Genomic DNA, 20396 nt, shown 5'->3' with positions numbered 1-20396 from the left:
GGATTTTCAAACGTAGTAGATTCGATGCAAGTCGTTATTCTAGCGGGGGGTCTAGGCACTCGCCTCGCTGAACAAACCGAAGTCAAGCCTAAACCCTTGGTCGAAATTGGGGGCCGACCTATCCTTTGGCATATTATGAAACTCTATGCTCACTATGGGTTTAAAGAGTTTTTTATTGCCTTGGGGTATAAGGGAGAAGCCATCAAGCGTTATTTCCTAGATTACTATCCCCTGAATGGAAATATGACTGTGAATCTGACCCAAGGTCAAGTTCATGTTCATAATAGTGAATCGGAAGATTGGACCGTAAATTTAATTGAAACCGGCTTGGATACCCTGACCGGAGGACGAGTTAAACGCTTACAACCTTGGTTGAAAAATCAACCCTTTCTGGTCACCTATGGCGATGGAGTCAGTAATATTAATCTCCAAGACTTATGGGCTTTTCATCGGGTTCAAGGAAGACTCGCTACCTTAACTGCGGTTCGTCCTCCCGCCCGATTTGGGGGGATTATTTTTGACGGGAATTTGGTGGCAAAATTCACAGAAAAACCCCAAATTGGCGAGGGCTGGATTAATGGAGGGTTTCTGGTGTTAGAACCGGGAATTTTCGAGTATTTAGAAGGGGACCAAACCAGTTTGGAAGCGGAAGGATTGGAACGGTTAGCAGAAGCGGGTCAGTTAGCGGCTTATCGCCATGACGGCTTTTGGCAATGTATGGACACATTGCGGGATGTGCGGCTGTTAGAAAGTTTGTGGGAAGGGGGAAATCCACCTTGGAAGGTATGGGATTAAATGTAAAGGGCGATTCTCGTTCCGAGACGCTGCGCGAACGCCGGTTTTGGCAGGATCGTCCAACCTTGATTTCAGGGGCCACGGGCCTGGTTGGGGGTTGGGTGGTCAAGCAATTACTGGACTTAGGCGCGGATGTGGTTTGTCTGGTTCGGGATTGGGTTCCTCAAAGTGAACTGGTCCGCAGTCAGGGGATTGAACAGGTCAAAATTGTGCGGGGGGATATTCAGGACCAATCGCTGTTAGAACGGGCGATGGGAGAATATGAAATTGATACGGTGATTCATTTGGCTGCTCAAACGATTGTAGCGATCGCCAACCGTAATCCCATCTCTACTTTTGAGGCGAATATTGCCGGTACTTGGTCGATTTTAGAAGCTTGCCGTCATAGTCCAACGGTGAAGCAAATTGTCCTCGCTTCATCGGATAAAGCCTACGGCGAAGCCCAGCAACTCCCCTATAATGAAGAGACGCCTTTAATGGGTCGTCATCCCTATGATGTTAGTAAATCTTGTGCGGATTTAATCGCCCAAGCCTATGCTAAAACCTATGATTTACCCGTGGCAATTACCCGGTGTGGTAACTTTTATGGGGGCGGGGATTTGAATTGGAATCGGATCGTCCCGGGAACAATTCGGTCAGTATTACGAGGCGATCGGCCTATCATCCGTTCCGATGGTCAATATATTCGAGATTACTTTTATGTAGAAGATGGGGCCGCCGCTTATATTCTCTTGGCGGAAGAACTGGCGCAGAACCGGGATTTACGGGGTCAAGCCTTTAATTTTTCCACGGAAACTCAAGTCACCGTCTTAGAATTAGTCGAGCAGATTTTAACCTTAATGGGTTCGGATTTAGAACCTGAGATTCGAGGGGAAGCCTCTAATGAAATTCGGTATCAATATTTAAGTGCAGCTAAAGCTAAAAAAATGCTGAATTGGCATCCGTTATTCTCTCTAAAAGAAGGATTAGAACGCACGATTGATTGGTATAAAATATTTTTAGGAGGGGGCAGATGAGCGGTTTATGGAATCCCTGTCGTTCCTGTGGAAAAACCGGGTTAGAATTGATTTTGTCCTTGGGTGAAACTCCGTTAGCCAATCGGTTGCTCACCGCTGACCAACTTAAGGAACCGGAACCCAAATATCCCCTAGATTTGGCCTTCTGTCCTCATTGTACGTTAGTTCAAATTACCGAAACGGTGCCGCCTGAGCAACTGTTTCGGGAGTATGTTTATTTTTCTTCGTTTTCCGATACCGTGTTGGACAATGCCCAAACAATTGCGACTCAGTTAATAGGCGATCGCCACTTATCCCCCGAGAGCTTGGTCATAGAAATTGCCAGCAATGATGGCTATTTACTCCAATATTATCATCAACAAGGAATTCCCGTCCTGGGTATCGAACCAGCGGTCAATATTGCCACCGTTGCCCAAAATCAGCGAGGAATTCCTACCCTAAGTGAATTTTTTGGAGAAACCCTCGCCCAACAACTCAAACAACAGGGCAAACAAGCGGATATCATTCATGCCAATAACGTTCTCGCTCATGTGCCAGATTTGAACGGCTTTGTTGCTGGAATTAATATTCTTCTGAAAGAACAGGGAACAGCGGTAATTGAGGTGCCTTACCTCAAAGAATTAATTGATAATGTCGAATTTGATACCATCTATCATGAACATCTTTGTTACTTTTCTATAACCGCGCTGGACTACTTATTTCAGCGACATGGGTTAAAGATTGTAGCCGTTGAAGAACTACCGATTCATGGGGGGTCATTACGGATATTTGTACAGAAAGAATGCAGCGGGTTAAATCGGCGATCGGCTCAAGTTCTGGCCCTACTCGAAACCGAAAAAAATTGGGGCGTTAATCAGGTAGACTTCTACCAAAATTTCCGAAAAAATGTTGAAGAGTTGCGCCAAAATCTCCTCAACCTACTCGGGGAACTAAAAACCCAAAACAAAACAATTGCGGTCTATGGAGCCTCCGCTAAAGGTAGCACCTTACTCAACTATTTTGGAATCGATAAACATCTCCTTGATTTTGTTGTAGACCGCAGTCAAATTAAGCAAGGTCGATACACACCAGGAACTCATTTGCCAATTTATGCTCCCGAAAAATTACTAGAAGCCATGCCGGATTATGTCTTACTTTTAACCTGGAATTTTGCCGAGGAGATTCTTAAACAACAAACGGATTATAGGCAGAACGGGGGACACTTTATTTTACCTATTCCTGAAATTAAAATTTTATAATAAGCCAGTCATCAAGGACCAAACCTCCCATGATTTTTACCGAAACAAAATTAGAAAGCGTATGGATTATTGAACCGGAACAATTAACAGACAACCGGGGATTTTTTGCTCGAACTTGGTGTCAGCGAGAATTTGATGACCGAGGGTTAAATTCCGCCCTTGTCCAATGTAATATCTCCTTTAACTCCAAGTCGGGAACCCTACGTGGGATGCATTATCAACTCCCTCCTCATGGCGAAACTAAATTAGTCCGATGTACTCAGGGTGCAATTTATGATGTGATTATCGATATGCGTCCTACCTCTCCCACGTTTACCCAATGGGTTGGGGTAGAACTCACCGCAGAAAACCACCGGATGCTTTACATCCCCGAGGGATTTGCTCATGGATTTCAAACCTTAGTGGATCAGACTGAAGTCTTTTATCAAATGTCAGAATTTTATTATCCAGAAAGTGCAAGAGGGGTGCGATGGAATGATCCAGCATTTGGGATAAAATGGCCGACTACCAATCCTTTGATTATTTCTGACAAAGATAACAGTTATGCAGATTTCGTGAAATGAAAAAAGTTCTAGTAACCGGAGGCACAGGCTTTATCGGCCAGCATTCTTTACCCTTTTTATTAGACAAAGGGTATGAGGTTCATGCAGTTTCTTCTCAACCCATTAATTCATGTCATTCAGAAGTGCATTGGCATCAAGCTAATCTGCTAGAATCAGCAGAGGTATCCCGGTTAATGTCCGAAGTTAAACCGAGTCATTTATTACATTTTGCTTGGTTTGCGGTCCCCGGAAAATACTGGACTGCTTTAGACAATTTTCAGTGGGTACAGGGGAGTTTAAGTTTATTACAAGAATTTGCTCGATATGGAGGAGATCGAGTGGTTATGGCGGGGACCTGTGCCGAGTATAATTGGGACTATGGATATTGTTCTGAAAAGGTGACGCCTTTAGTCCCTAAAACCTTGTATGGAGTTTGTAAAAACTCCCTCCAGAATTTGTTGAATGCTTACGCGGCACAAACCGGAATCAGTAGTGCTTGGGGACGAATATTTTTTGCTTATGGACCTCATGAATATGGCGATCGCCTCGTTCCCTCCGTAATTCGTTCCCTGTTGCAAGGAAAAACGGCATCTTGTTCCCACGGTAAGCAAATGCGAGATTTTCTCTATGTTGAAGATGTAGCCGATGCCTTTGTTAGCTTGTTAGATAGTCCAGTTTCTGGTCCAATTAATATTGCATCGGGTCAACCCGTTCCCTTAAAGGATATAATCTACCAGATTGCAGAAATTCTAAATGGGGAAGAGTTGATTGAACTCGGCGTAATTCCCACTTTTGCAAACGATCCACCCTTACTCGTTGGAGATATAAGCCGGTTAAAGGATGAGCTGGGTTGGCAACCTAAATTCAGTCTAAATCACGGCTTAAATGAAGCAGTTAGCTGGTGGAAAAATCAGACCAAGGGATAGAGAAAGTTAGACCTATGAAATTGATAATTGACACAGACAAACAACAACTTATCCAAGAAATTGAGGGAACACAGGTCTGTATAGACTTGTATTCTAAAAAAGCCTTTGAACTAATTTCTCAGCAATGGGTAAAAGTGGGATGGAATCAGAAATATCCCTATACTTTTAGCTGGATGGGAAGACCGATCATCCAACTTCCGGAGGATATGATCCGGATTCAAGAAGCAATTTATCGAGTGAAACCGGATGTGATTATAGAAACTGGAGTTGCTCATGGGGGTTCTTTAATTTATTATGCGAGTTTGTGTAAAGCGATCGCCCAAGGGAGAGTGATAGGGATTGATATCGAGATTCGACCCCACAACCGCAAGGCGATCGAAGCCCATGAACTGTTCCCTTACATTACCTTAGTAGAAGGTAACTCCATAGAACCGGAACTCGTCCATCAGGTTAAATCGACGGTTAAACCGGGAGAAACGGTGATGGTTATTCTCGATTCTTGCCATACAAAAGCGCACGTTTTAGCCGAGTTAGAAGCCTACGGAGACTTCGTAACTCCGGGTTCTTATCTCGTGGCAACGGATGGAATTATGCAAGAATTGAGTGATGTGCCTAGGGGTCAATCCGAGTGGACTTTTGATAATCCAACAGCCGCCGCCACTGAATTTGTTCAACAGCATCCAGAGTTTTTCTTAGAACAACCAAAATGGCCGTTTAATGAAAGTGAATTAACAAAAAATGTTACTCATTGGCCTGGGGCTTGGTTGCAAAGAAAGGAATAAATTTAAACAACAGAAGGAAACCCGATGAAAGAGACTCATCCCTTAGTCAGTATTGGAATGCCGGTTTATAACGGCGATCGCTACCTCCGGTTAGCCCTAGATTCCCTATTAGCTCAAGATTATCAATATTTTGAATTAATTATTTCAGATAATGCCTCGACGGATTCTACCGCTGAAATTTGTCAAGAATATGCAGCTAAAGATAGTCGAATTAGATATTTAAGAAACCTACAAAATATTGGTTCTCCCCAAAACTTCAATAAAGTTTTTGAACTCTCTAAGGGTCAGTATTTTATGTGGGCGGCTCATGACGATTTATGGGAAAGGACATATATTAAAAAATGTGTAAGTAAATTAGAAAATAATCCTGAAGCGGTATTATGTTGTACTGATTTTGAATTTATTGATGAAAAGGGGCAATTAAAACAAGATTCTTGGATGAAAAAATGCAAGAACCGAGAAATTGTTGGTATGGATATTTTTCGGCGAGTAGACCAGCTTATTGCTTGGATAAATTGGTATGAAATTTATGGTCTTATTCGGAGCGCCTCTTTAAAGAACACTCGATTGTTTAGGGAAGAGTATGGGCCAGACGTTATTCTTTTATTAGAACTATTGCTGCTAGGTGATATTGCCAAAGTACATGAACCCTTATTTTTTTATAGAATCTTTGAAAATCAAGAATCTTCAAAAGAGAAAGCAAGATATCAATTCCCTTATTCAAGTTTAGCAAAAAACTTGTTAAAATTAATTTTAGAATCTCCAGAAATCGAATTGGCTTTAAAAGCCCAAATAAGGCGGCAGTTTATTCATACACTTAGCTTTAAAAATTTGGATTGGTTAGCAATAATTGCTGGAGAACAATCATTTTCACTGGCTCCCCCCCGAACTCCCGAAGAAATACAGCAATGGATAAAAAATCTTATTGCACCCACTTTAAAAGAAATAACTCCCTCAACCTTCCCTCAAAAATTGAAGATTTTATATGATATTTCAGTGTTGGGTTTGGGACACTACTACCCACTTGCTAAAACAGGTGTATTTAGAGTTGTTGAAAAAATAGCGACAGGTTTGTTAGCCTCCTCAGAAATTGATTTGAAATTTTGTGCTGTTGAATCTCCCCGGACCTTCCAGTGGTGTCAGAATTATCTGCTGGGGCATCCCTTACTCCAAAATGTTACCCTATCTCAATCGGTCTATTCTGAGGTAGACCTTTTCCATTCCCCTTATTATTTCCTTCCCGTAGAAAAAAATCAACGCCCCAAAATTATTACTATTTATGATTTAATTCCTATTTTATATCCTGAATTCTTTCAAAATTGCGAGAATCATTCTCTAAAGCAAATTTTATCTCAGTTGTCGCCCCAAGATTGGGCTATTTGTATATCAAATCATACTAAAAATGACTTGTGTAAATATGCGTTAATTCCTCCGGAAAGAGTATTTGTAACTCATTTGGCCGCTGATCAGGATATTTTCTACCCCTGTTTAGATGGCACAAAAGTTTCTGAGACTTTAAAAAAGTATAGTATTCCCCAGGAAAATTATATTCTCAGCTTAAGTACCTTAGAACCTCGAAAAAATATCGAAGGTGTTATTCAAGCATTTGCCAAACTTTTACGAGAACAAAATATCGAACAGTTAAATCTAGTTTTAGTTGGAAGTAAAGGATGGGATTTCAATACAATTTTTACAGAAATTGAAAATCATAAATGGATCCAAAAACGGATCTTTGTCACCGGGTATGTCGCCGATGAAGATCTGGCAGCCCTCTACAGTGGGGCGCTGGTGTTTGTCTATCCCTCCTTTTATGAAGGATTCGGCTTGCCACCCCTAGAAGCGATGCAATGTGGCGTTCCGGTGATTACCTCAAATACTTCTTCCTTGCCGGAAGTGGTTGGAGATGCTGGAATTATGATGGATCCAACAGATATCGAGGGTTTGTCGCAGGCTATCCTAACTCTCTACAATCAACCCGATTTGCGACAGGCTATGTCTTTTAAATCTTTAGAACAAGCTAAAAAATTTAGCTGGGACAAGTGCATTAACGAAACGATCGCTGCTTACAAAACTGCTTTATCTGCTATGTCTTTAACTGAAAACCAAACCCAACTTACTGTGAGTCCTAAAATTTTCAAACCCAAACCGCTCACTATCATCATAGACGGAATATTCTATCAAATCAATAATACCGGAATCGCTCGCGTTTGGATATCGCTCTTGCAAGAATGGGTTAAAACTGGGTTTGCTAAGCAAATCTTATTTTTAGATCGCGCTGGCACAGCCCCGAGAATTCCAGGCGTCAAATATCTTTGTATTCCCAGTTACGACTACAATAATACCGAAGCCGATCGCCGCTTGTTGCAGGATATTTGTGATGAAGAAAACGCGGATATCTTCATCTCTACCTATTACACTACACCCCTAACCACGCCCTCGGTGTTCATGGCTTATGACATGATTCCAGAACGGTATCCAACTAATCTAAATGCAGCTATGTGGAGGGAAAAACATCAAGGCATTCGTCATGGCTCCGCCTATATTACCATTTCTGAACAAACCGCCCGAGATTTGGTTGAGTTTTTCCCAGAAATTCCTCGCGATCGCGTGACGGTTGCCCCTTGCGGCATTAAGTCAGAATTTAGGCCGACAACTCCCGCAGAAATTACCACATTTAAATCAAAATACCGCCTCTCAAAACCCTATTTCCTCTGGGTCGGTAGCCGCACCAATATCAATTCTTACAAAAATGCAATTTTGTTCTTTCAGGCATTTGCTCAACTCCCAAACCGCCAAGAATTCGACATTCTTTGTGTGGGTGGAGAAGCGCAATTAGAAGTAGAATTTCAACCTTACATCAGCGATACACTGGTCCATCTATTTCAATTGAGTGATTCAGAATTGCGACTGGCTTATTCCGGTGCTATTGCCCTAATTTATACCTCTAAATATGAAGGCTTTGGCTTACCCGTCTTAGAAGCAATGGCTTGTGGATGCCCGGTGATTACTTGTCCCAATGGTGCGATTCCCGAAGTGGCCGGACAAGCGGTTATTTATGTCAAAGATAACGATATTTTCGGTCTAGTCAACGCAATGCAGGAAATTCAAAAACCTGAAGTTCGCAATTCCTGGATAGCGGCAGGATTGCAACGACAACAGAAATTTTCATGGGAAAAAATGGCAGAAATTGTCCGTTCAACCCTACTTGCTACAGCACAAAACCCACGGAAAGAGGCGATCGCCTCTCCCTCTTATCGTACTCCCTCGGAACCCAATACTTTAACTCATTTCCAGCAAAGCCGCCAACAACTTGCCCAGCAATGGTTACAGACTCCTGAAGAACAGTTACAATCCGCCTATTTAGGGGAACTGGGAACTGCCCATAAAGCCTTGCTAGAAAGTGGCATCAAATATCAAGCCATCACCCCTAGCGAACAAGCATTCATCCGCCAACTTTCCACCTCAATTGCCCAAGGATTTGATGCACCCAATGCCCTGCAATCCTTCATAGCGGCTACTCTCTATTGCTATCCCCATCAACTCCAGATTCCCTACAAAAATGCACCGATTCCAAAATGGTTCGCCCAGGATTATCTCAAATTTATGTTTGCTAGTCCTACTCTGTTCCACGAACTCGGAGAAGTTGAGCAATACTATTGCTATTTCCAAGGCTGGATAGAATATGTCCATCATAAAATACTCACCAATCCAGACTCACCTCTCTGGCAAAGCGTCGCGGAGTTTTTCACCCAGGGAAATGCTAATTTTGCACCCCTGTATTTCACCCGTGGCAACCCGAAATCTCTTTACCGTCAGCGGGCAGATATTATTGAATATGCTCTCAAAAATCGGGGATTCCACGTGGATTATATCTTCCCCCCCCGTTCTGCGAATCGCCCCAAAATTCGCCTAGGAATTTTGAAAAATCATTTCAATTCCGCTACTGAAACCTTAGTAATTCTGCCTGTTTTTGAACATTTTGATCGCAACCAGTTTGAAATTTTTCTTTATGCCGAACAGGTCAAGGGCAGCCAACTAGAAGGGTATTGTCAGAGTCGGGCCGATCGCCTCGTAAAACTGCCAGAAAGCCTCTCTGAACAAGTCCAAACCTTCCGCAACGATGACTTAGATATTCTCTTCATCGGCACCAATATTACCGAACTTAATAAGCCCTTAACAGCCCTAGCTCAACACCGACTGGCCCGAGTCCAAGTGACCTCCATTGCCTCTCCCGTCACCACCGGCATTCGCAATATCGACTACTATATTGCCGGAAATTTAACCGCACCTATGACGACTAGCAGCGAACAATACTGCGAAAAACTGATCAATATTGAAGGTTCTGGGTTGTGTTTCAGATTTCCCTTCCCGGAACCAGCCTCCACTGTCAATCCCACTCGTGCAAGCTGGGGTGCAACGGATCAAACTGTGGTATTTATGTCTGGGGCTAACTTCTACAAAATTATTCCTGAACTTAGCGAAACTTGGGCCAAAATTATGGCCGCCGTTCCCAATTCTATTTTGGTCTTATATCCCTTTGGACCCGCCTGGAATTCTACTTATCCGGCGAAACCATTTGTGGAACGAATCCATCGAATTTTTGCCCAACAGGGTATCGATAAACAGCGGTTAGTTCTGATTAATACGCTGCCGAGTCCAGCGGATATTAAAGAATGCGTTAAACTTGCCGATGTTTATCTGGACTCCTATCCTTATAGTGGAGCAACTTCTTTACTAGATCCGTTACAACTGGGAATTCCAGCGATCGCCTGGGAAGACAGTAGCTTAAGATCTCGCCAAGCTTCTGCACTTCTGCGGGAAATTCAACTTACTGATTTAATCGCCCAGGATGAACCGGGTTATATCCAATTAGCGATCAAGCTGGGCACGAATCCTCAACTCCGCCACCAGTATCGCCAGCAAATCCAGCAAAAAATGCAGCAAAATCCGCCCTTTTTAGATAGTGTGGCTTACGGCAAAAAAATGGGCAATTTGTTTCAGCAATTGTTTCAAGTGGCACAGAATTCTGCTGCTATGGCGAATGATAAATCCACCCAAATTCCATCTCAACCCGTCTCTGTTTCTCAGGAATTTCTCAATCGTCTGATTGGTTGTGCGAATCTGTATTATATTGATCCATCTGATGAATCTATTCAACGTGAATTAATTCAACTACGGCGAGAATTTGCTGAATTGTGGTTGCAAATTCCCAGCGATCGCCTGCGCGAATGCTACACCCAGAAACTCGGGAAAGCTCATCAAAGTGTCCTCAATAGTGGCATTCAAAATCAGCCATTACCAGAGATCGAACAAAGGTTTGTGCAGGAGTTAATAGGTAAACTGACCCCGGGACTAAATGCACCCTTGGGGATGAATGCACTCCTCGCCGTTCTGTTATATCAGCAGCGCGATCGCCTCCCACAATTCACCCAACTTTTACCCGATTGGGTGAATGCTTAATCAGAATTAATGGTCCCCGATTATAGAAACCCGGTTTTTACAACAATTCTTGCCTCATTGTCATGAATTGATGAAAGAAACTCGGTTTCTAAACTCCCGATTACATCCAATCTTCACTATCACTATCTTGCGCTCGATAAACTCGACCTTTTCGGTGAATCTCGCGGGTTTTTTCAAATAAATCTTCTTCCGTCATATTCCAGCGGGATAATACTTTTTCGATGTCACTCCAGACATCCCGCGATCCTGGAAATCCTCGATATCGAATTCGCAGTCGAGCTAATTCCGCCAGATTATATTCGGTTAACTCTCCCATTAAAATTTTGTCCAGGGTTTCTCGATCTTTACGAGCCTGCGGATGTTGTTGTTCTTGTTTAATTTCAGACATAACTCCGTAAATCCTCCTTGATTGATTTAATTGATATGGATTTGCTGTTGTCTTAGGTCCTCAAAAATTTCATACATATCCTGAGCAAATTTAGCCGGATTCCACAAAGGAGAGAGATGTTTAGGTTGCTTTGAACGGATTAATTGATGGCGAATTTCTTGTCTGATTTTCACGTTTTGACCCAACTGAATTCCCCAATCGATATACTCTTCCCAACTCCGGGCAATGCCACTTTCAATACCGAGGGTATTCAGAAAAGAATATCCCATCCGCGCGAGACATAGTTCTCCCACTCGGGTGACCAGGGGTAAGTTAAACCACAAGGCTTCTAAAGTATGAGTGCCGCCATTATAAGGATAGGAATCTAATAAAATATCTGCACATTCGTAAATAGCCCGGTGCTGTTCTTCCGTGGATGTTCTGGATATTAAGATAACTCGATTGGTGGGGACTCCTAACTCAGTACAGGCTTGTTGATAAAGTTGCAAAATAGCCGATCGCTCTCCTTCTCCTTTATGAAGTAAGACGCTGTTGGGAACCTCTTTCAGGATTTGAATTTGGGCTTTTACTAACTCGCGATTTAGTTTTTTCCCAGGGGCTACACAGAGGTAAGCAATATGTTTCCAACTGATTCCCAAGCTCAATCGGACGACTTCTCGCTCGACGGATTGACGCTTAAATCCAGAAACGGCGACAAAAGAATCGGGCATCCGGATTAACTGCTCAATGTAATCAGGTTCAATTCCTGGGGGATGGGTGTGGCGATCGCCTAAAAAGTAATGGGCTGAAGATAAAAAGGGTGCGTCAAATCCTAGCCAAGATAGGCAAATCGGCGCAGGTTGCCGGTACAAAATTTCTAACTGGTCCGAACAGGTAACTGAATCTAAATCAATTAAAATATCAATTTTGTCCGCCCTAATTTGCTCAATAAGTTCTAATCGAGCGGCTTCAAAATTACCACTTTGAGGTTGATAAAATTGGGTCGCAATATTTTGGAACTCTTGGGTTTTATCATCTCTTACTTGAGCTTGAGTGACGTAGAGATAGATTTCCGCAGAAAGCCCAGATAACTCGCGGATAATATCTGCACTACACCATCCAATGGAATGGCGGCGGAAATGAGGGGAGAGGAAGCCGATTTTGAGAGGGGGGAGAGTGGGGGGATGGGGGAGGTGGGGTAGAGAGATGGATTGTTGGTTGAGGCGGGCTTGATTTTTAGAGCCAAGCAGTTTGGCTAAGGTTAGATTGGCCCTAGCATCATCACGGAGATGGGGTTGGGAAAACATGAGCCGAGAATAGAGCAAGGCGATGGAGTCGAAGTCAAGAGAATCTAGGTCCGACTGAAGCTGTGTTTCTATGGTGAGAAAGGTTTCCCAGGCTAAATCGCTGTATCCCCCATGTAAACATAAGGAGAGATAGGGGAGGGCGGCTAACAGTCTAAGGGGGCCTTGGGCGAGGCTTAAATAGTCTTCGGCAGCGTGTCGAAGGGAGTCAAAGTCTCTGCCGAAGGGGTCTCGGGAGCGAATCAGATAGAACAAAGCATGATGTGCCGCGATTAAGTCTGGATCGAGGGCGATCGCCTGAAGAAAGCAGTCCACCACCCCCCGCCATTCTGACCCACTGAGATTTTGATGCTGATACCCTTGTTGTAAAAGGGCTGTCCCTAAATTGTAATGAATCCCTGGTAACTGGGGGCTGAGGGTTTGAGCGGTTTTGAGGGCCGCAATGCCTTCCTCCAAGGACCCTTGTTGAATGAGCGCGTTGCCCAGATTGGACTGAGCTTGGGAGAAGTTGGGTTGTAGGGCGATCGCCTGTTGGTAGTGGTGAATTGCTGCCTCAACTTGTGCCAGCGCTAAAAGGGTATTTCCTATTTTTAAATGCTGTTGTGCAGTTCCCATTTCGGGTTGGATCCGTAATGCTTGCTCCCAGGACTCCACCGCCTCCCCTAAGCGGCCTAGATCGTGATAGAGCATCCCGAGGTTCCAATGAATGCCAGCTTGGGAGGGTTCTAGGACCAGTGCGGTTTGGTAGGAGGCGATCGCGCGTTCAGGGTCCCCCCGCCGATAGTAGAGACTGCCCAAATTAGCATGAGCCGCCGCAAACTTCGGCAGAATCTGCACTGCCTGTTCGTAAGCGCGTTCCGCTGCCGTCCATTTTTCTTGGGATTGGAGAATATTGCCTAGGGTCTTGTAAGCCTCTGCTGACTGAGGGTCCAGTTTGAGCGCCCCTTGACAGTGGGCGATCGCCTCAATGAATTGGCCCTGCCGCCAATATAGGTCCCCCAGTTGGCAATAAGCCTCAACCTCATCGGGGTTAAAATTCAGGGCTTCTTGATAAAAGGCGATCGCTTCAGAATACTGCCCCTTTGCTCTCAACTGATAGCCGCGCTGGATCCAAACCCCAGCTTTTTCCCGATCAATCACAAATATCTCCCTGATCCCCACGGATTTTCGGTCTTGACTTCCATAGCAATCGTAAATCAAAACTGCTCGGTGTCTCTACTTTGCCTTATGCTCCGCAGTGGATTGGTTGCTTCTTGTGCGAACTATCCTGTAGAACTTCGTAATAATTAGCGGTAATTGCTCCGATTTATAGCAATTCCCTATAGAACCCCCTTGGGGATCGTATAGGAGACTACAGTAAAATCGGCTTCTGTAGTCTGTGGGTTCTTTCAAAATCTGAGTAGAGAGGAAAAATTGTAGGCCCGGTTAACTCATCCGTTTGAAGGAATAATGTAGAGACCCGAGATTTTGGGCCTATTTAATCAATAATGTAGAGACAAGAGATTTCGGGTCTCTAAATCAAGCGCAGGGAATGGCCCCTAGGAGCCGTGGTGATCTGTCCAGCTTGGATAGTGTAGGGACAAAAGAGGCGATCGCCTCTGGGACCCCAAGTTCCCGCCCTGAGCAGTCCCTGAATCCTCTCTACCTCGTTTAACCCGATGATTGCAGGTCACAAGGATGATTGTTACTGGGTTCCCCCGATTTAAAGAGGGCCCACTGGCCCCCTATTTAATAAACTTTCCCGCGATCTGCCGGGTCTGAAAAAGAAAACACAGAATAGAGGAATAAGAGCTGCCTGGGTAAGCATTTTGAGCCATTTCTGGAAAGGGAACTCTCGGATTGGTATCATAGTCGTGCACCCCAGCATTGTCAAGCTAAAATCAATGAGCCATGCTAATCAGTCACAGTTGGAACAGCTAAAATTTTGCCATCTTGCCAGACTAGACATTAGCACCCAATTGGGCTAGACTTGCTGCTGACAGAAAGTCCAGACGACTCAACCGAAGTCAAGGGTTTCCTAGGTTAGCTGCCTGAGCAGACTTGACAAGGACGACACGAAACAGATGAGGAGTGAGAAACTGAATGGTTAGAATACTCGATACAAACCCGGTAAATCCGAACGATACCCTAGATTTATTTTCGTTTGGCCTAGGCGCAGATACGGTTGTGGGCCTAACGGGAAGTGATTTTATTACCACCGATACCGTCGGTGGGAGTTTAATTTTTGGGAATACAGAAAATGATTCCCTGACCTCAAGCACATCAGGAGACACCCTTTATGGGGGTCAAGACGATGACTTTTTGGTGAGCAAAGGGGGCGGAAGCGTCTTCTTTGGTGACTTAGGGCAAGATCGCTATGAAGCCCGAGGCAGCTTAGGTCGCGACACGGTTTACGGTGGCACCAACAACCAATCCGAAAACCGGGTAGAAGACAGCGATGATATTTTCAACTTTGGTAACGGTCTTGGGGGCAACCTCGCCTTTGGAAACGGCGGAGATGACTTCATCAGTGGCTCCGGCTTAGGTGCGGATACCCTCTACGGTGGTATCGGTGACGATACCATCCAGGTTATTGAAATAGCCGGTAGTGGCTCAGGTTCCGGGGGTGGAGGTGCGGCCTTCGTTCCGGATACCATTGGTGGCATTGGCTTCGTTCCTCCGTTCTTATTTGGCGGTGGATCGGGCGCAGGTGCAACAGCAGGCTTAGGAGTGGGCGTCGTTGTAGAAGACGGCGTTGCCGTTCCCAGAAACCCTGGGCGCAACTATCTCAGCGGTGACAAAGGCAACGACGTCATCTTTGGGATCGGCGATCGCGACAGCCTATTCGGGGGCGAAGGAAACGACTCCCTGTTCATGCTTAGTAAAGATGCTCCCCTAGAGCTCGGGTTAGAGGAAGATGGAGTCAACACTGTAGAAGGGGCGCAACGCGCACTCGCAGGATACCCTCGTAACAACTGGTTAAACGGCGGAACCGGGAGCGATTACATCTACTCCTCCGGGGGCGATCGCGGACGTCAGACCATGATCGGGGCTGAGGGGGATGATTCCCTCTTCAACCGAGGTAGCCAAGTCCTAGTGTTCGGTAATACTGGCGTAGACTATTTAGAAACCTACGGGTTCACTCGCAGCACCTTATATGGTGGACAAGATAATGACACCGTGGTTTCCGGTATCTCCCTGGTCACGGGTGACACAACCCTGGGTGGCGGCACTAACCTCCTGTATGGAGATAAAGGCAACGATACTCTCCTGAGTACCGGCATTCGCGATACCTTGATTGGTGGCAACATCGAAGACAACGACACGATCGCCGGGAACAATCTGGACCTGTTATCCCTCGGTGGGGCCTCTAGCGTTGGCTTTGGTAACCAAGGAAACGACTCTCTGGTCGGTACAGCCGAAGCCGTAAGTCTGTACGGTGGTCAAGATAACGATTCCATCGCTTCATCGGGAATAGATTCTTATCTATCTGGCGACAAAGGTAGCGATACCCTGATCCTGGGAGAGGGTGGCGCAAACAATACCCTGATCGGTGGTGAAGGCAATGACTCCCTCTACGCCAAGGATGGTGGTGGTGGAAATCTGCTCATGGCAGTCTCCGGCGATAACGTGCTGGTTGCTGGTAGCGCTGATGATACCCTGATGGGCGGTACTGGTAATGACTTCCTCACGGGTAGTGACGAAGCAGATACCCTCCGGGCAGATACTCCCGGCTTGGATACTCTGGAAGGGTTCTGGGGTGCAGACAGCCTGATTGGAACCGGTGGTGCAGCCGATGCCTTCCTATTCGGCAGTATCGCAGATGCCCGTGATGGGGTCACCAGTGATGATAGCGGCAACGTTAGCGCCGGAACTCCAACACCGGGTGATACTATCACCAGCTTCGAGAGTGGTCGAGATAAAATCTACCTCAACCTCACAGGCTATGCTTTAGACTCTGAGGCGATCGCTGGACTCCGGACCAACATCGACTTCTTCTCTACCAATAAAACCACCACCTACACGGGTAGCTTCGAGAACTTGATCAGTGGCACTGGTACCACTTCGGCGATCATCTTCGACGCCCAAGATCAAGGCGGATTCTTGCTCTGGGATAAAAATGGTGCGGCCCCGAGTGATCGGAACAATCCCGATGAAATCGTAACTATTGCGGTCGTCAGCAGTGGTGCGATTACCCGGAATGACATATTCCTGTTCTAAGGCGCTTAATCTAAACGCCTCGTAACGATTGAGCCACAGATGAATAACATCTGTGGCTCTTTTGTTGGGGTTAGAGGAGGATGGGGGAGACCGCCATCGAGATGGGGACGATGGGGGAGATGGGGGAGATGGGGCTTTATATTATCCCGGGGAGATATTGATGCCTCGACCAATCAGGTTGAGAAATGCAGTCCCAAAGTGCTGAATTTCTAGGAATCCTGCATAAGTCGGATCGGGTTTATAGATTCTAAAGGTTCGCATAATGCCTAGAGTGGCAACGCTTTCCAAGGGGCCGATAAAACTGGTATCGCGGTCTAAGAAATAAGGTTGTGACGCCCAATGGGCCATCTGTTTAGCATTCAGAAAAAAGCAACCGGAATGGGGATTGAGCGATCGCCGGAACAGTACAGGTTGCTCCATGATATTTCCCTTCAATTCCGGTCGGTCCTCGACCTTCTGAAACTGGGCCGTTGCTCTAGGTAATAAATCTCCATCAATATAGACCTTACCCACTCGACCCGGAGGCGAAATTTCATAGCGATTGGGTTGCAACAGATTCAAATCTCCCGCTTGGGAGGAAAACCAGTTTAATTTAATAAAAAACCAAGGGTCATGGAGGATCAGGTCATCTTCCATATAGCAATAATAATCATAGCGACCCAAACTATCCCGCAACAGGGCGTGACATTCAAACCCCAGCATCAAGGGTTCCGCTTGGGTGGCGTGATGCTTGTAAATCTGATGAGGAACCGGCAAATCGTCTAAAACATGACGGTTTTGAGTGGTACAAATCACGATATCAATATCCAGCGACTGACCCTGATTTGCTGGGACTGCTAGAGATTTAGCGATATCTAGTACCCCTTGATATTTCCCTAAAATTGCGGCTAAGTGGGTTAAAGACTGACTCAATGCCACAATCCGCGATCGCGGGTCTTTGCTGAGAGAACCATGTTTCCCTCCGCCATCGGGATTGAAATAATGCGCGATCGTGACGAGTATTTTCATATAGATAAATTGAGATGGAGGGGATGGGGGAGACGGGGGAGATGGGGAGGATGGGGGAGAAGAGCTTTTTGGGTGATTGTTTGCCTATTAATCTTCAAACAACTCCGGTAGGCGATCGCGCAATTCGTGATTTAACTCAGGGAGGCGATCGCGCAGGGACAAATACCACTGGTGACGTTCCCGGTAATGTTGAGATAGCAGGCGATTTTTAGCCACCCACTGATAAGCATTCTGCCCTAAACCCCTGCGCAAATCCAGATCCTGGATTAAAGACTCCAACTTTTGACCAAATTCCTTTTTTGAGCGATAAATTAACCCAGTTTCTCCCTCAATAATCGTATTTTCATAGACTGTTGGACTCGCGATCACGGCCACCCCATGACCGGCACATTCGAGAAACTTTAAATCCGACTTCATACTATTAATCCGAGTTGGGGTCAGGGGTAGCAGAGCGACATCACAACTATGCAATACCTCCTGATAAGTTTCATAAGGAGAAAAGGGTAAAAACTCTTTATTCTTGACCTGTAACTGCTCAAAAAACTGGCGATCGTGCAGCACTTTCACTTGCACCTGTTTCTTGTATTTTTGCAGAACCCGATTTAACTCTGTCATAATCGGTTGCCAATCTGCCTCGCGATTGAGCGCCCCGAAAAAGATAGTACAAGTCGGGTCATCAGGGTAGGTTCGTTTCGGTGGTAAATAGCCCAATTGATTTTTAAAGACCGCTACATTGGGATTATATTGGCGTAAAAAATCCGCCAAGGGTTCCGTAGAAGTTTGCACGCCGTGACAACCGCGATAACTCAGAAACAGATTTTTTTCATATTCCGGACGGCGCAGGGGGTCATCATCAATTTCGGCAATAATTAAATAGCCTAATTGCAACAGTTGTTTGAGTTTGACCACATCTTCGGGATAGTCCATAATGGTCCGTTGCCAGATAAAAACCTTTTCTTCTTGAGGGAGTGCAGCATTCAAGTTGGCCGATCGCACCTCCGAAATGGTTCGCACCCCTGGAATTGTCGCACTGAGGCGATCGGGTTCTAATACCCGAGGGCGATCGCACCCTGTTGGGGCCATAATAATCGTTTGAATTAACAGCCGTCTGGGCGGTATTTCCGACTTAATTCCTCTTACCACATATTGAATCGCCCCCGTTTGAGTTTCAAACGTTTTCGGGTCAATTCCTAACCCTTGAACTACTGGAGCCATTAACTGCTGGAACTGTTGAAAAGCCGGGGGTTTCCGTCCGCGAGTTTGAATTTCATAACTTTGTAACCCTGCCTGAAGGAATAACTTTTTCACCTCATCTAACGTAAAAAATCGTAAATGAGTGCGATCGAGCAACCCTTGGTTCTGATACTCCCAACTCCCTCGCAACAAATTAACAATCGCCGTCCAATGTTGAATATTAGGAATACAAGCCAACACTTGACCCTCATCCTTCAACCACTTCACCTGATGCTGGAGAACCCGCCACGGATCAACTAAATGTTCCAACACATCCCCATACACCAAACAATCAACAGACCCAGGCTCAAACTGTAGCTGCTTATCCTCCAAATCTTCAACATTCGCAACAATTACTTCATCCAACCGTTGCGCCGCCACTGCGGCTGCTTCTTGATTAATTTCTACTCCAATATAACGCCCATGAGGATTAATCCGCTTATATTGCATCCCCATCGCCCCGGCACCACAGCCCACCTCAATAATCATTGCCGCATCTGCCGGTAAAACCTTCAATAAATCCGGATTCACCCGGTCATAATAATCAAAATCAGTCATAAATTATCCCTCCCTTTTTTTATAAATCTCTTCCGTTAAAATCCGTGTAATCCGGGGTTCAAATCTCCCCCTCCCACCTCACTAACTTCCCAATTTTTTCACTCCAAACCCTCCCAAAATGCTGCACCTCCAAAAAATTAGCCATCGGCGGTGCAGGTTTATAAACTTTAAACGTCCGCATAATCCCCAGGGTCGCTGCACTTTCCAACGGACCTACAAACCGAGTATCACGGTCTAAAAAATAGGGTTGCTGCACCCAGTATTCCATCTGGCGGGCATTTAAGAAATAACAGCCAGAATGGGGATTGCAAGTGCGCTGAAAGGTGACAGATTTCCCCATAATCATGCCAGTGAGTTGCGGGGATTCTCTAACATTTTGATAGGGTGCAGTAATTTGGGGGTGTAGTTCTCCATCAATGTAAGTTTTGCCGATGCCTCGGTGGGTGGATTGTTCATAGCGGTTGGGTTGGAGGAGATGGCGATCGCCTGCTTGTTGGGTAAACCAATTCAACTTGATAAAAAACCAGGGGTCCTGCAAAATTAGGTCATCTTCCAGAAAACAGTAATAATCATACCCGCCTAAGCGTTCTTTCAAGAGTGCCTGACATTCAAATCCCAGCAGCAGCGGTTCGGCATCCGTGGGGTGATGGGCCCATAAATGAGAGGGCATAGAAAGGCGATCGAGAATATGGTAGCCTTGGGTAGTGCAAATCACAATCTCAATTTCGGTCTGTAGAGATTGATTGGCGCTTATCGCAACCCGCTTGGCATAATCCGTGGCGTACTGAAAGTTACCAAATAACTGGTGCAATGCGGTTAGGTTTTGGGTCAATGCTTGGATGCGCGGGTTGGGATCGTTGCGTTGCGCACCATACTTGCCAATCCCATCCGGGTTGAAAAAGTGAGCCAAAGTAAATAGGATCCGCATAGAAATTTTAGGCTTTAATCCGATGAAGTTTGAGGCTTG

The 20396-nt window shown here is 45.4% G+C and carries 13 protein-coding genes; 8 read left to right on the top strand and 5 right to left on the bottom strand.

Going from position 1 to position 20396, the window contains the following annotated elements; all coding sequences use genetic code 11:
- The first annotated feature begins 24 nt into the window (after positions 1 to 24).
- The 7 genes from rfbF to NG796_RS03420 are packed head-to-tail and all read left to right on the top strand — an operon-like array spanning position 25 to position 10759.
- Positions 25 to 795: a glucose-1-phosphate cytidylyltransferase gene (gene rfbF, locus NG796_RS03450; protein ID WP_261204522.1), complete on the top strand. Its 771-nt coding sequence runs from the start codon at positions 25 to 27 to the stop codon at positions 793 to 795.
- Positions 786 to 1811, top strand: coding sequence for a GDP-mannose 4,6-dehydratase (locus NG796_RS03445; protein WP_261204521.1), 1026 nt, complete (start codon positions 786 to 788; stop codon positions 1809 to 1811). Before rfbF ends, NG796_RS03445 begins: the two co-directional genes overlap by 10 nt.
- Positions 1808 to 3049, top strand: coding sequence for a class I SAM-dependent methyltransferase (locus NG796_RS03440; RefSeq protein ID WP_261204520.1), 1242 nt, complete (start codon positions 1808 to 1810; stop codon positions 3047 to 3049). Before NG796_RS03445 ends, NG796_RS03440 begins: the two co-directional genes overlap by 4 nt.
- Before the next feature lie 29 nt (positions 3050 to 3078).
- A complete protein-coding gene (rfbC, locus tag NG796_RS03435) occupies positions 3079 to 3612 on the top strand; it encodes a dTDP-4-dehydrorhamnose 3,5-epimerase (RefSeq protein WP_261204519.1) in 534 nt (177 codons plus the stop codon).
- Entirely contained in the window at positions 3609 to 4517 is a 909-nt protein-coding gene (locus tag NG796_RS03430; RefSeq protein WP_261204518.1) for an NAD-dependent epimerase/dehydratase family protein, read from the top strand. The genes rfbC and NG796_RS03430 overlap by 4 nt, the downstream gene beginning before the upstream one ends.
- A 14-nt stretch (positions 4518 to 4531) precedes the next feature.
- Positions 4532 to 5299 carry a cephalosporin hydroxylase family protein gene (locus NG796_RS03425; RefSeq protein WP_261204517.1) on the top strand — a complete coding sequence of 256 codons (768 nt, stop codon included), beginning with the start codon at positions 4532 to 4534 and terminating at the stop codon, positions 5297 to 5299.
- Positions 5300 to 5323: 24 nt separating this feature from the next.
- The gene (locus NG796_RS03420; RefSeq protein WP_261204516.1) at positions 5324 to 10759 is read left to right on the top strand and encodes a glycosyltransferase; all 5436 of its coding nucleotides are present in this window, start codon (positions 5324 to 5326) and stop codon (positions 10757 to 10759) included.
- A gap of 100 nt (positions 10760 to 10859) precedes the next feature.
- Here NG796_RS03420 and NG796_RS03415 read toward each other — a convergent pair whose 3' ends face one another.
- Positions 10860 to 11147: a DUF3288 family protein gene (locus tag NG796_RS03415; RefSeq protein WP_261204515.1), complete on the bottom strand. Its 288-nt coding sequence runs from the start codon at positions 11145 to 11147 to the stop codon at positions 10860 to 10862.
- 26 nt (positions 11148 to 11173) lie between these two features.
- Complete coding sequence (locus tag NG796_RS03410) at positions 11174 to 13570, bottom strand: tetratricopeptide repeat protein (RefSeq protein ID WP_261204514.1); 2397 nt, start codon at positions 13568 to 13570, stop codon at positions 11174 to 11176.
- Between the two features lie 942 nt (positions 13571 to 14512).
- On the opposite strand from NG796_RS03410, the gene NG796_RS03405 reads away from it, so the two are divergent.
- The gene (locus NG796_RS03405) at positions 14513 to 16630 is read left to right on the top strand and encodes a calcium-binding protein (protein WP_261204513.1); all 2118 of its coding nucleotides are present in this window, start codon (positions 14513 to 14515) and stop codon (positions 16628 to 16630) included.
- A 141-nt stretch (positions 16631 to 16771) separates the two neighbouring features.
- Here NG796_RS03405 and NG796_RS03400 read toward each other — a convergent pair whose 3' ends face one another.
- From NG796_RS03400 to NG796_RS03390, 3 genes are all read right to left on the bottom strand, one after another.
- On the bottom strand, positions 16772 to 17638 hold the full coding sequence (locus NG796_RS03400; protein WP_261204512.1) for a calcium-binding protein: 867 nt from the start codon (positions 17636 to 17638) through the stop codon (positions 16772 to 16774).
- An 87-nt stretch (positions 17639 to 17725) separates the two neighbouring features.
- Positions 17726 to 19429 carry a methyltransferase gene (locus NG796_RS03395; RefSeq protein ID WP_261204511.1) on the bottom strand — a complete coding sequence of 568 codons (1704 nt, stop codon included), beginning with the start codon at positions 19427 to 19429 and terminating at the stop codon, positions 17726 to 17728.
- Between the two features lie 58 nt (positions 19430 to 19487).
- Entirely contained in the window at positions 19488 to 20357 is an 870-nt protein-coding gene (locus NG796_RS03390) for a calcium-binding protein (protein ID WP_261204577.1), read from the bottom strand.
- Positions 20358 to 20396 lie beyond the last annotated feature (39 nt).

This window comes from Laspinema sp. D2d, assembly GCF_025370755.1.
Taxonomy (GTDB): Bacteria; Cyanobacteriota; Cyanobacteriia; order Cyanobacteriales; family Laspinemataceae; genus Laspinema.
Note: the sequence above shows the minus strand (reverse complement) of the source record. Positions and strands in the feature narration are given on the sequence as shown.